11 protein-coding genes are annotated in these 11,603 nt (G+C 63.0%); 6 read left to right on the plus strand and 5 right to left on the minus strand.

Features of this window, described 5'->3' with window-relative positions:
* Position 1: 1 nt before the first annotated feature.
* From HMPREF2526_RS02140 to HMPREF2526_RS02150, 3 genes are all read right to left on the minus strand, one after another.
* The gene (locus tag HMPREF2526_RS02140) at positions 2 to 718 is read right to left on the minus strand and encodes an ABC transporter ATP-binding protein (protein ID WP_049154178.1); all 717 of its coding nucleotides are present in this window, start codon (positions 716 to 718) and stop codon (positions 2 to 4) included.
* A complete protein-coding gene (locus tag HMPREF2526_RS02145; protein ID WP_070545562.1) occupies positions 715 to 1,257 on the minus strand; it encodes a PadR family transcriptional regulator in 543 nt (180 codons plus the stop codon). The genes HMPREF2526_RS02140 and HMPREF2526_RS02145 overlap by 4 nt, the downstream gene beginning before the upstream one ends.
* A gap of 188 nt (positions 1,258 to 1,445) precedes the next feature.
* A complete protein-coding gene (locus tag HMPREF2526_RS02150; protein ID WP_046646979.1) occupies positions 1,446 to 2,198 on the minus strand; it encodes a M23 family metallopeptidase in 753 nt (250 codons plus the stop codon).
* 368 nt (positions 2,199 to 2,566) lie between these two features.
* Between HMPREF2526_RS02150 and HMPREF2526_RS02155 the strand changes: the two genes are divergently transcribed.
* Genes HMPREF2526_RS02155 through purH form a run of 3 tightly spaced genes read left to right on the plus strand, consistent with a single transcriptional unit; the run spans position 2,567 to position 6,466 of the window.
* On the plus strand, positions 2,567 to 4,246 hold the full coding sequence (locus HMPREF2526_RS02155) for a cell division protein PerM (RefSeq protein ID WP_246819845.1): 1,680 nt from the start codon (positions 2,567 to 2,569) through the stop codon (positions 4,244 to 4,246).
* A 40-nt stretch (positions 4,247 to 4,286) separates the two neighbouring features.
* Positions 4,287 to 4,892, plus strand: a complete 606-nt coding sequence (gene purN, locus HMPREF2526_RS02160) for a phosphoribosylglycinamide formyltransferase (protein WP_046646976.1) — start codon at positions 4,287 to 4,289, stop codon at positions 4,890 to 4,892.
* A gap of 41 nt (positions 4,893 to 4,933) precedes the next feature.
* Positions 4,934 to 6,466 carry a bifunctional phosphoribosylaminoimidazolecarboxamide formyltransferase/IMP cyclohydrolase gene (gene purH / locus HMPREF2526_RS02165; protein WP_049154184.1) on the plus strand — a complete coding sequence of 511 codons (1,533 nt, stop codon included), beginning with the start codon at positions 4,934 to 4,936 and terminating at the stop codon, positions 6,464 to 6,466.
* A 222-nt stretch (positions 6,467 to 6,688) separates the two neighbouring features.
* On the opposite strand, the gene HMPREF2526_RS02170 is transcribed toward purH, so the two are convergent.
* A complete protein-coding gene (locus HMPREF2526_RS02170; protein WP_049154185.1) occupies positions 6,689 to 7,507 on the minus strand; it encodes a flagellar basal body-associated FliL family protein in 819 nt (272 codons plus the stop codon).
* Between the two features lie 226 nt (positions 7,508 to 7,733).
* On the opposite strand from HMPREF2526_RS02170, the gene HMPREF2526_RS02175 reads away from it, so the two are divergent.
* Both HMPREF2526_RS02175 and HMPREF2526_RS02180 read left to right on the plus strand, forming a co-directional pair.
* Positions 7,734 to 8,615, plus strand: coding sequence for a hypothetical protein (locus HMPREF2526_RS02175; protein ID WP_070545565.1), 882 nt, complete (start codon positions 7,734 to 7,736; stop codon positions 8,613 to 8,615).
* Positions 8,616 to 8,632: 17 nt separating this feature from the next.
* Positions 8,633 to 9,496: a hypothetical protein gene (locus tag HMPREF2526_RS02180; RefSeq protein WP_070545567.1), complete on the plus strand. Its 864-nt coding sequence runs from the start codon at positions 8,633 to 8,635 to the stop codon at positions 9,494 to 9,496.
* Between the two features lie 6 nt (positions 9,497 to 9,502).
* On the opposite strand, the gene HMPREF2526_RS02185 is transcribed toward HMPREF2526_RS02180, so the two are convergent.
* Positions 9,503 to 10,150 (minus strand): hypothetical protein, encoded by a 648-nt coding sequence (locus tag HMPREF2526_RS02185; protein WP_049154189.1) that lies wholly within the window; start codon positions 10,148 to 10,150, stop codon positions 9,503 to 9,505.
* A 144-nt stretch (positions 10,151 to 10,294) separates the two neighbouring features.
* Here HMPREF2526_RS02185 and HMPREF2526_RS02190 point away from each other — a divergent pair, with 144 nt between their 5' ends.
* A complete protein-coding gene (locus HMPREF2526_RS02190) occupies positions 10,295 to 11,542 on the plus strand; it encodes a serine/threonine protein kinase (protein ID WP_046646971.1) in 1,248 nt (415 codons plus the stop codon).
* Positions 11,543 to 11,603: the final 61 nt, after the last annotated feature.

The following is an 11,603-nucleotide window of genomic DNA, read 5'->3' on the forward strand; positions in this document are numbered from 1 at the left end:
ACTAACGCACCTCCTCGCCGGTCAAACGCCCGTCGCGAACCATGACGACACGGTCGGCCCAGCCCGCGAAACGCGGCTCGTGGGTAACCAAAATGCCGGAGGCGCCGGCGTCGATACGCGCGCGCAGGACCTTCATGATCTCTTCGCCCGTCGAGGTGTCGAGGGCGCCGGTGGGCTCATCCGCAAGCAGCACCTTGCGTGGCCCAATGAGCGCTCGGGCAATGGCCACGCGCTGGGCTTGGCCGCCGGAGATTTCCTCCGGGAAGCGGTCGATGGTGCCGTCGAGACCGACCTCACTGAGAGCTTCCTCTGCGGCCTCGCGGCACTGCGCAGGCGAAAGTCCGTCCAGTTCGAGGGGCAGGGACACGTTCTCGCCCACGGTGAGGGAGGAGACCAAGTTGAAGTGCTGAAACACCAGTCCCAAGTGGCGGCGGCGGGCGATGGCCGCTTTAGCTTTGGAGAGCTGGGAGGCGTCGGCGCCGTCGAGAAGCACGCGCCCTGATGTTGGCGGCTGCAGCAAGCCCGCGACGTTGAGCAAGGTGGACTTGCCGGAACCAGAAGGGCCCATGACGGCTACCAGTTCGCCCGGCTGCAGCTGCAAGTTCACGGAATCCAAGGCAGTTACCTGGCGGGCACCGCTGCCGAAGACGCAGGTAATGTTTTCGAGCTCGAGAGGAAACGGCATGTGCTGGGTCGTGGGCGCGGAGTTGGGGGTCATCGCGGGTCCTCCTCGGTGGTGGTTGGGTTGGTTAGGGATTCCACGCGGTCGAGCCAGCGTGAGAGAGATTCCAGGTCGAAGATTTGGCGCTCGACGGCCAAACGCTGGGCGCTGCGTTCCGCAGGCAACTCAGAGGCCTGACGGTTGAGCTCGCGCAGTTGGCGGACGGTGGCGAAGCGTTGGGCGTCGAGGACGGCAATGACGTCGACGTCGGAGCGTCGTGCAGCAAGCGATACTTTGAGCACGAGCTCATCGCGCTCGATGGCGTCGTTGTGCAAGGTGGACATCCACCACTGTGAGAGTTCCTCGCGGCCAGCGGGGGTGATGGCGTAGCTAGTGGAGCGCCGCCCGGTCGGGCCGGTGAGCTCACCGTCGGTGGCGATGAGACCATCGCACTCCAAGCGGCTCAAAGTTTGGGCGACTTGGCCCATGTTGAGCGGCCAGAGGTTGTCGAAGGTCTCGGCAAAGCGGTTTTTGATGTGGCTGGCAGTAGCGGGCTCTTCACTCAGCAGCGCAAGCACGGAATGTTTGACGGACATGGTCACCTCCTTGGCGGAGGGCAAGGGAGGAAATCTTTCGGTACATACCCAGTAAGTTACTGGGTAACTTTCTGTCCGGTCAACGGTTGGGGCAGGCGGGGGTGGAAGGTGGGGGAATGCACAAGGCGGTATAGGGCAACAGTGCCCTATACCGCCTTAGCGCTGGAGGAAGGCTTTAAAAGCGTGGCTTAGCTGATGTTGATGCCGCGCTCTGCGAGCCACGGAATCGGGTCCACGGCGCCCTCGCCGGTGGGGTGAATTTCGAAGTGCAGGTGAGAACCGGTGGAAAAGCCCAGGGAGCCCATGCCGGCGATCTTCTGGCCAGCGTGGACGCGCTCGCCCACGGCGACGTCGAGAGTCTGCATGTGGCCGTAGACGCTCATGGAGCCGTCATCGTGCTTGATGCGGATCCACTGGCCATAGCCGGATGCCGGGCCGGAGTCGATGACGGTGCCGCCCATAACGGCGAGGATGGGGGTGCCCACGGCATTTGCGATGTCAATGCCGGAGTGGAAGGAGCCCCAGCGGGGGCCGAAGCCGGAGGTGAAAGTGCCCTCTGCGGGGCGGGCGATGGTCGGCGCGCGGTTAGCTTCATCAGCGGCGGCGCGGGCATCGGCGGCCTGGATGGCCTTGTCGAGCTGCGTAGCCAAGTCGGCGACCGGCTTGGACTCGGCGATGGCGAGGATCTGCGGGGCTGCGTCTTCGACGGCAGCCTGCGCGTTCTTCAGCGGATCGGTATCTGCCTGCAGGGTGTAGTCGACGGACTGTGCCTTGGTTTCCCCGGCGCCAGCGGATTGGATAGTACCTGCTGCTGCGCCGCCAACGCCTGCGGTGGATACAGCGCCTGCCGCAACAGTCATCACTGCCAGACGTCCCTTCGCGGTCTGTGCGGTGGTGATTTTGCGGTGGCGTCCTACGCTTCGCTGAGTCTTGCTTCGCATGAACTCTTCTTCCGTCCTCAATTCACTATCGCCCGCCCAGAGCAAACGTTACGTTTCAATCTGGGTGGTTATCCGATTGTGACCTTCCTGTTACCAACGAGATGTAACAGTAGCGTCTCGGCGAATGCAGAGCAAGCCAGATTGCGGTTTTTCTTCTGGATATCTGGGAAGAGCCGCACATAATGAAACGACAGCTGATTCCTGTGAATGAAGTGAATCAATCTCCGTGGAGTCGCCGGGGCTTTCCGTGGTCGGCATGAGTAGTGCGCACTCGTGAAGTTTTCCTTCGGGGGTGTCCCGCACCATTTAGCGCTTACCTCGCCGCGCCACCCCCGGTGGGGGAGGGGGCCGTGGCAAAGTGGACGCCGATGAATAAGAACACGAGTCCCCAGTCCAGGTCGTCAGCTCGTCCACGCGCGCACGTGCGTGGGCGCGGTGATAGTGCTGAGCACTCTGAGCGCGGGCACCGCAGAGATCGTCGAGATCCAGCGCAGCGCATCAAAGGGGTCGAGTCCGACAAGGCTCGCGCCCGCCGCGCGCAGGCCCCGACCACGCTCCGCGGGCGTATCCGCCGCATGCTCATCGTCGTTGGCGTTCCGAACCTCGTCGTCGTGCTGGGCATTCTCGTGGTCGCTATCGCGGCACTGCTTCTGACAAGTTCCCCGTCGGCATGGCTGCCCACCATCGTCGGGGAAGCATGGATGGTCTTTAACCTTGCGCCTATTCGCGCGGGCGGTATTGACGTGGGCTTTATCCCGGTTCTGCCTGCGCTGCTCCTAGCCTGGCTGGTGGGGCGGCGCGTGCGGGCGGCGGTTAAGGATAAGGCGAGCATTAACGACCTCATCGTTTTGAGCGTGTGCGTGTTGCTGGTTCCCTTAGCCCTTACTGTCATCGCATGGCTGATGCTGTGGGACGCTGGCAAGGTCTACGATGTTTCCCCTCCGGAGCTGTACCGTGTGCTTCCCCGTATGTTGTTATTGCATGCGGTCGCCCTCATTGGTGGAATGGGCCCACGCCTGTGGAAGGCCCTGGCCAAGCGCAGCGGGGTCCCCCGCGTGTTCGTCGATGCCGCCCAGATAGGCTTGAGCTACCTCGGATACCTTTTTGCTGCTGGTTTCATTCTCGCGGTGGTCTTGTGGGGAGTCGGTTGGACGCGTCAATCAGAGATGCTCGCCGAGTATCCAGTCCTTAATGCATTGGGAACCGCCGGTCTTTTCCTGCTGAGCGTTCTCTACCTCCCGAACGCTGCCGTTGCTGCGGGAGCGGTGCTGAGCGGTTCGGAGCTACACATCGGTGAAGGCACCAGCGTGAGCCTCTTTAGCGGCCACGTGGTTCCGCTTCCACCGCTGCCGTTGGCTGCCGCCGTTCCGCCGTCGATTAGTTCCTGGGCTGCGGTCTTGCTGATTGTTCCCGCCGTTGCGGCGGTGGTGGCGTTTTACCGTCGCCGCGCCCTGGTCTCCTTCCAGGTTGCGCTCGTGGCCACCGTCACCGCCGCGGTAGCCGCACTCGTGGCTGTGTACGGCGTGTCCGGCGCGCTGGGCGTATACGGCTACACCGGTCCCGAGGTATGGACCGCAGTGGGTCTGAGCTGTCTGTGGTGCCTAGTCGTGGGATGTGCATTCGCAACGGCACAGGCAGTGACGTCGTGGCGTGCGCGCCGCGCGGCTGCCCCGGAGGCTGCTCCTGAAGCGCCCACAGAGACTGAGGAGGCCGTGCACACACCCGTCAACGCGGCGAACGCTGTGCCGGTTTCTGCCTTGCTTGACGACGCCCCCGACGCAGCCGTTGCCGCAGAGCCCACGACCGAGGCCGAGACTGAAGCCGAGGATGACGTGGACGAGGACAGCGAGTTGGAGGCCGAGGCCGAGCCTGAAGCCGAGCCTGAGGTCGGCAGCGATGCGGATGCTGAGGTGATTGACGCAGAAGTCGTCGAATCGGACGAGACCGAGGGGGACGACGAGCAGCCAGTCGAGGAGGCAATCGAGGAGACAGAACCAGAGGAAGAAGACGTGTCTGAGGAAGAGGACGAGGCCCCCTCTAAGGAGTAAAATTCCCCGGTTCAGGGCGGCAGCGGCTAGGCTGTAGCGCGTGACTACACCGCACCAGCCCGCTGCTTCTGCCCGCCTTAACGTCGTGGTTCTTGTTTCTGGAACCGGCTCCTTGCTCCAAGCCATCCTCGATGGCCAGGATGAGCGCTATGGCGTCGTGAAGGTCGTCGCGGACGTGCCCTGCCAAGGCATCGAGCGCGCGCAGGCGGCGGGAATCGCCACCGAGGTCGTAGAGATGGGTGCTGACCGCACCGAATGGAATAAGCGTCTGGTTGCCGCAGTGGATTCTGCGCAACCAGACGTTGTTGTTTCTGCAGGTTTTATGAAGATCCTGGGGAAGGATTTTCTGGATCGCTTCGAAGGTCGCACCATCAATACCCACCCCGCGCTCTTGCCCGCCTTCAAAGGCGCGCACGGCGTGCGCGATGCGCTGGCCTACGGCGCCAAGGTCACAGGCTCGACCGTCCACTTCGTAGATGCCGGCGTCGATACCGGCGCCATCATTGCCCAAGAGCCCGTGCGGGTCTTGCCGGGGGATGATGAGGCCAGCTTGCACGAGCGCATCAAAGTGGTCGAAAGAGAACTCATCGTTGCCGTCCTTCGCGCCACGCGCGTGAAGGGCGAGGAACTCAGTATTCAGCTCTAACTACCTCTCATTACCGCAAGGAAGGCTTAAGTCCCCGTACCATGAGCGAAGATCGTAAGAACATCAAGCGCGCACTCATCAGCGTGTACGACAAGACCGGTTTGGAGGACCTTGCCCGGTCCCTGGATAAGGCCGGCGTGGAGATCGTTTCCACCGGTTCCACCGCGAAGAAGATCGCGGACTTGGGCATTGAGGTCACGCCCGTCGAGAAGCTCACCGGCTTCCCGGAGTGCCTCGAGGGTCGAGTCAAGACCTTGCACCCGCGCGTGCATGCGGGGATCCTGGCGGATACCCGCAAGGAGGACCACCTGAAGCAGCTGGAGGAGCTGGAGGTGGATCCGTTCCAGCTCGTCGTGGTGAACCTGTACCCCTTCCGTGAGACGGTGGCTTCCGGCGCGGACTTTGATGGCTGCGTGGAGCAGATCGATATCGGTGGCCCGTCCATGGTGCGCGCGGCTGCCAAGAACCACCCGTCTGTTGCTGTGGTCGTGGATCCGGCTCGCTACGGCGAGGTGGCTGACGCTGTGGCCAATGGCGGCTTTACCTTGGAGCAGCGCCGCGGTCTGGCCCGCGATGCCTTCCTGCACACCGCTGATTATGACGCCGCGGTGTCCGCATGGTTCGTCGATCAGCTCAGCGAGGGCGAGGAGACCACCCCGCTGCGCTACGGCGAGAACTCTCACCAGTCCGCGACCGTGACCCGCATCGGTACCACTGGTTTGGCCAACGCGAAGCAGTTCAACGGCAAGGAGATGAGCTACAACAACTACCAGGATGCGGACGCCGCCTGGCGCGCCGCCTGGGATCACGAGCGCCCGTGCGTGGCCATCATCAAGCACGCCAACCCGTGCGGCATCGCGGTGTCTGAGGAGTCCATCGCGGCTGCTCACCGCGCGGCTCACGCCTGCGACCCGATGTCCGCTTTCGGCGGCGTTATTGCTGTGAACCGTGAGGTCACCGTGGAGATGGCCGAGCAGGTCAAGGAGATTTTCACCGAGGTTATTGTGGCTCCGTCCTACGAGGAAGGCGCCATCGAGGTCCTCAAGGCCAAGAAGAACCTGCGCGTGCTGCAGGCAGAGCATGAAGCGCCCAAGGAGGAAGTTAAGTTCATCTCCGGCGGCATGCTCACCCAGGAGCCGGATACCTACCAGGCAGAGGGCGATAACCCGGCCAACTGGACCCTGGCTGCTGGTGAGGCTCTGAATGAGTCCGACCTGGCGCAGCTGGAGTTCGCTTGGCGCGCCGTTCGTGCGGTGAAGTCCAACGCCATCTTGCTGGCCAAGGACAACGCCACCGTGGGCGTGGGCATGGGCCAGGTCAACCGCGTCGATTCCGCCAAGCTCGCGGTGGAGCGTGCTAACACGCTGGCCGACGGTGCCAACCGCACCGAGGGCTCCTTCGCTGCTTCCGATGCTTTCTTCCCGTTTGCCGATGGCCTGGAGGTTCTCCTCGACGCCGGCGTCAAGGCCGTGGTTCAGCCGGGCGGCTCCATCCGCGATGAAGAGGTCATCGAGGCCGCCAAGAAGGCTGGCGTGACCATGTACTTCACCGGCACTCGCCACTTCTTCCACTAAGCCTGGCAAAGGCGCTGCCATGGGCAGCACACAGCCGCTTCCTTCATTCCTGCGCACCACTGCGCGGGAAGGGGAGGCGGCTTTCGCATGCACGGAAGCTTTTCCCTCGAGGACAACAACTGCCCTAAACGACGAAGTTATGCGCCGCCACGCGGTCAGAGGCAATAACTTTGGCAACAAGGGCAGCTTCGGCGCCACGGCGTGATGACCCGGCGGTGCGCGCTACTGCGCGTGGAGCGAAGCCACCGCGAAGCCAGTGTTGTCCGCGGGATTGCCGCTGGCGTCCTTATACGTAAAAGTAAAGCGCAGATCCTGGTGATCTGCGATGTTGATGGGCATTTCGAGAGCTTCCTCTGCTGGAACCTCGAAGGAGGCCAGCTCAGCACCGTCAGCGCCGTTGACGGTAACGGTGGCACTGGCAACGTTCGTATTTGCGCGGTCATCGCTAAATCCAAAGACAGCGATAAGTTGGCTGTGTCCTTCGCTCAGCTGCACGTCAGCGATGTTGGTGCTACCGGACTGCGAGACATAGGAATCCGGGAAGAACGTGCGGGCAATGACTACGCCGCCTGCTTCCAAGTCGGTATCGATACGCCCGGCCGTGGTGATTGGAGCTCCCGCGAGCGAGGCGGTCGTCGTCGGCTCAGGGGAGCCACCGGCCTGCGAAGCGTCGGTGGACTCGCGGCCCCAGATAAACCACGCGCCCACCCCGAGGACCACGGCCAGCACGATGAATAGGGAGATCAGCGCCGCAATAGCGCCGCTGAATCGTCCCTTGCCCTTCTGAGGAGCAGGCGCGGAGTACTGGGGCGGCTGGGGTTGGGGCGGTGGCGTGGGCGCGCCACCACCGAAGGAAGGCTGCGCCGGGGTGCCAGTGGGCTGCCCACCAAACGGCGGTGTGTTGCCAAAGCCACCCGGGCGAGCCTGTGGCTGGCCGGGTGGAACGGGAGAACCGCCGGGGCGGCCAAACCCGGGGGAACCGAAGCCGGAAGGGCCGGAGTTATGCGGCGGCGTGCCCGAAGGGCCGGTAGGAAAAGTCATGGCGGGAGAATAACAGCCTTTCCGTGCGCAGGAAGGTGGAGTATAAGAGGTACCTCTAACAATCTAAACTCTGTGACACCGTCTGTGTGGTGTGAGGGACACTCCCGTGGGAGTACTCCCCGCCACGTTCGAACGCCACCGTCACCAGTGCGGCTGTGTAAAGATAGTAAAGATAGAAACGTGCCCACAGGGCGCACTTGACATGTCTAGATCTACGGAGGCCCCGGTGACTGATTCAGATCGCAACCACGGATTCGGCTCCCAGCACCCGCAAGGAAATGGTGGCCAGCCACAGCCTTCCCGCAAGGAAACTCACCCGGACACTGTGGATTTTGAGGCCCCGCCCACCCAGGAACGCCCCGTGCACCCTCGGGCCTTCCCGCAGGAAGGTGAGCGCAACTACTCCAACCCCTTCGCCCAATCCGGAGCGCAAGGCAACTACGCCCAGCAGCAGTTTCCCACCCAGCAATTCCCGCCCCAGTCAGCAGCGCAGGGCGGCGGCCAGTACGAACAACAGCCGTTTGCTTATTCCACTGCTTATTCGGAGAGCGCGCCGGCACACCGTGGTTCCGGCAACGGCGGAAAGTATGTGCTCATCGCCGTGCTGATCCTGGCGGTGCTGCTCGTCATCGCCGCGCTGGCCTACCTTATCTTTTTCAAAAATAGCGGCACGGGAACTCAGGCTGATGCGCCCCTGACCACCGCGGCGCAGCTCACCGAGGACAACGACGACACCCAAGAGACGGTTTCTGCGGCGGATGAGGCGGAAAAGACCACGGAGGAAACTACGACGAGCTCCGCCTCGCAGAAACGCCCGGAGCACCCCGACTTGCCTGCGGGGGCGATTCCGGCGAACGACGCCGCGCGGAATAATGAGCCCGGCGGCAATTTCAACAGCGTCTACCGCGGCACTGAGGTGACGTCGGAGCCATTCGCCAACGCTGTGCGGGACGAGTACGTCAAGCACTGGGTGGATACCCATGAGTATGACGCCACGATTGAGGCCTACAGCCCAACCACCAAGCAGAACTACACAATGGATTGCTCCGATAACGGTGAATTTGTCACCTGCAAAGGTGGCAACAATGCGGTTGTGTACATCCTCTAATACGCAGGCGGTCAACGATGAAACAAGCAGCAGCACGAGTGGTGATCGCGGGGATTGCGGTGGCGTCGCTAAGCGCCTGCACCATCGGCGATGTCTCCGCGCCGGAGCAACCCACGGCAGCGAGCAGCCCCCAGCCCACCCTGCCTGAGTCCACCCCCGAAAAGGAGCCACCCGTGATTGAGGCCTCCGACATCCACGAAGCCCTCGAAGCCATCGCGGCCGACAACCCGGGGACCGGAATCGCGGTGGCCGGCGCAGATACCGTCGCCGCAGCAGGCATCACAGACCCGCAGTCCGCATGGTCCACGGCGAAGGTGCCGCTGGCCATTGCCGCCGAGCGCGCCGGCGTGGCCGATCCGGAGACCGTGTCGCGGGCGATTACCTTTTCCGATAATGCCGCGGCCGATTCCCTCTGGGAAGCACTGGGTGGGGGAGAGCACGCCGCGCAGGCAACCCAGGAGATCATTGGCACGGCTACTGTCCTCGCCACGCCGCCGCGCCCCGGCTTTAGTGCATTTGGCCAAACGCAGTGGCCGGTAGCCGAGCAAGCAGAGTTTGTCGCCGACCTGGGATGCCAGCAGGGCACTGACCCCGTTCTGGCAGCCATGGGACAGCCCGATCCCGCACAGCAGTATGGGCTGGGCACCCTCGAAGGATCAGTCATGAAGGGCGGCTGGGGCCCAGCCGAGGACGGGGCCTATGAAGCCCGCCAGATGGGGCTTGTCTCACTGGGCGGGCACACGGTGGCGGTGGCCATCTATGCCAAGGCCGAATCCGGGGACTACGGAGAAGCCCAGCAGATGCTCACGCGCCTAGTCAAGCAGCTCGCCGCCGCCGAGGTGGAATGGCCCGATGCAGGCTGTCAGCAAGGCGCGGTCTAAGGACCCCTAGCGCGGCCAGTAATCCTCGAAGGTCCCGGCCTCGCCATCGATGTCATAGTCCGTGCCGCGGATGGTGAGTACGGAACCGGTGTCCTCGCCGCTGGTGGGGTCGAGGATGGAGGCGGTATAGGAGCTGCCCTCACCCCGGGCCGGTCCGAAAGCGGCACCGTTAGACCACACGCCGCGGTAGAAGAGCGAGTCCTGCTTTTCGCAGATAACGATGTGCGAAACCGGATCGGAACCTGCGGCGGCGAAGACCATGTCCTCGCCCTGCTGGCAACGCGCCTCCGGGTAGTCGGACCAGCCGGCCGCGGTTAGGCCCTCTGGGACGTCAGCAGCTCCAGGGCTGGCTGAGGTCTCTGGTGCTTCCTCGCTCGGCGCGCCTTCCGTGTCCTCTTCTTCGTCGTCTTCTGGTGCGGTTTCTTCCGCGGAGGATTGCGCTTGCTCCGAGGATTCGGCGGTACTGGGGGTTTCCTGGCCGGTGGAGCGGACGTGATTCCAGATCACGGCACCGGAAATCAGGAGTGCGATAAGGATGGCGATCGCGCAGATGATCGGAACGAGGTTGCGCTGGTCGGGCTGGGTCTGCTGAGGCCCGCCGTGCACAGGGCTCGTGTGCTCGTAGGGGTTAGTGCCAAATCCTGGGGTGGTCATAGGGTCCTTGGAAAACTATAGAGAACAACAGGTAGCATAACTGGCTCCCGCATGCCTGACTGAACCACGGTGAAGTCCCCTCCATTTGGGGGCGATGGGACATGGCACCCTCATGCTTGGTTGTGCATATGGTGCAATGGGGCGGTGACTAATTCCTACTTCGTGCAATGGCTGACCCAGCAGAAGCGGTACACCAACGTGTACCTGCTGGGTGAAGGCGGCATGGGGCAGGTCTTCCATGCCACCGATCCGGATCTTTCTCGTGAGCTTGCCGTCAAGGTGCTGCTGGATGATGTCCGCGATGAAGCCTCCCGCGCCCGCTTCAACAACGAAATGAAGGCGCTGACCAAGATTGGCAGTCACCCGGGAGTGGTCCAGTTCTATTCCAAGGAGTCCACGCCGCGCGGTGACGACGTCATGATGATGGCGTTCATCGACGGCGGAACCCTGGCGCACGCCATCCGGGAACGCGCGCAGGAAGGCCGGGGGTTTAGCGTGGCTGAGGTGGTCTACTACCTCACGCCGATTGCTTCGGCGCTGGACTACATGCACCACGAGCTACATCCCGGGTGGGTACACCGCGATATCAAGCCCGCAAATATCCTGTTGCGCAAGACCCCGGGCAGCCTGCCGCCTGCCGTGCTCAGCGATTTCGGGATCAGCATCGAAGAGGGGCAATCCCGTCTGACGAAGGTTGGCCACATCGTGGGCACTGAAAAGTACCTGGCCCCGGAAAATAATGGTCATGCCTATGGCGATGACGATATGTCGGCGCGCGCGGATGACTACTCGCTAGCGCTTATTGCATTCGAGATGCTCACGCTGCATCACCTTAAGGACACGATGCCGCGCAGTGAGTGGGAAGGGCAGCGGCGCATCCCGGACTTGTCTAGTGATGCTTTCACGACGTTCCTGGCGAAGGACACCGCACGGGTGGTGACTCAGGTGCAGACTGTCCTGAACAAGGCGCTGGATAGCGTGCCCATGCAACGCTATGCGCGCGCCCGGGATTTCATTGCCGCGCTTGACGACGTCTCCCGTTCCCAGCCCACCACCAACCAGGCGACGGAACCCGCGCAGCCACGGCAGGCAAAAACCCCTGGGCAGCCGACGCAATACTGGCCGCGACCTGCCGGTTCCTTTGGGTCTGTCGAGCAGGCTATGCCGACCGGTTTTGTAGCTCCCGCTAACCCTGTCGCCTCACCCGGGACGGTATCTCCCTCCACGCCGGTGACTCCTGCGGTACCGGGGGCTACCGTTCACAAGCGTGCCGCGGCAGAGCCTAGAGCTGCCAAACCAGCCACAAAGGATAATCAGAACGCTCTGATCATCACAGTCACCGTTGTTGTCATCATCCTCATTTTCGTGGTGACATGGGCCATCGTGTCCTAGTCCCCAACAAGCTGGGGCAAGCGGCTTGTCCCCGCAGTACTGTGGTGAGAGTCGCTACACT

The sequence above is a fragment of the Corynebacterium sp. HMSC070E08 genome, from assembly GCF_001808895.1.
Classification (GTDB): Bacteria; Actinomycetota; Actinomycetes; order Mycobacteriales; family Mycobacteriaceae; genus Corynebacterium; species Corynebacterium hiratae.

Bases quoted from the DNA above. Each gene is read 5' to 3' on its own strand.
- HMPREF2526_RS02145 (WP_070545562.1), bottom strand. From the start codon at position 1,257: ATGTCCGTCAAACATTCCGTGCTTGCGCTGCTGAGTGAAGAGCCCGCT.
- HMPREF2526_RS02180 (WP_070545567.1), top strand. From the start codon at position 8,633: ATGAAACAAGCAGCAGCACGAGTGGTGATCGCGGGGATTGCGGTGGCG.
- HMPREF2526_RS02150 (WP_046646979.1), bottom strand. From the start codon at position 2,198: ATGCGAAGCAAGACTCAGCGAAGCGTAGGACGCCACCGCAAAATCACC.
- HMPREF2526_RS02185 (WP_049154189.1), bottom strand. From the start codon at position 10,150: ATGACCACCCCAGGATTTGGCACTAACCCCTACGAGCACACGAGCCCT.
- purH (WP_049154184.1), top strand. From the start codon at position 4,934: ATGAGCGAAGATCGTAAGAACATCAAGCGCGCACTCATCAGCGTGTAC.
- HMPREF2526_RS02140 (WP_049154178.1), bottom strand. From the start codon at position 718: ATGACCCCCAACTCCGCGCCCACGACCCAGCACATGCCGTTTCCTCTC.
- HMPREF2526_RS02170 (WP_049154185.1), bottom strand. From the start codon at position 7,507: ATGACTTTTCCTACCGGCCCTTCGGGCACGCCGCCGCATAACTCCGGC.
- HMPREF2526_RS02155 (WP_246819845.1), top strand. From the start codon at position 2,567: ATGAATAAGAACACGAGTCCCCAGTCCAGGTCGTCAGCTCGTCCACGC.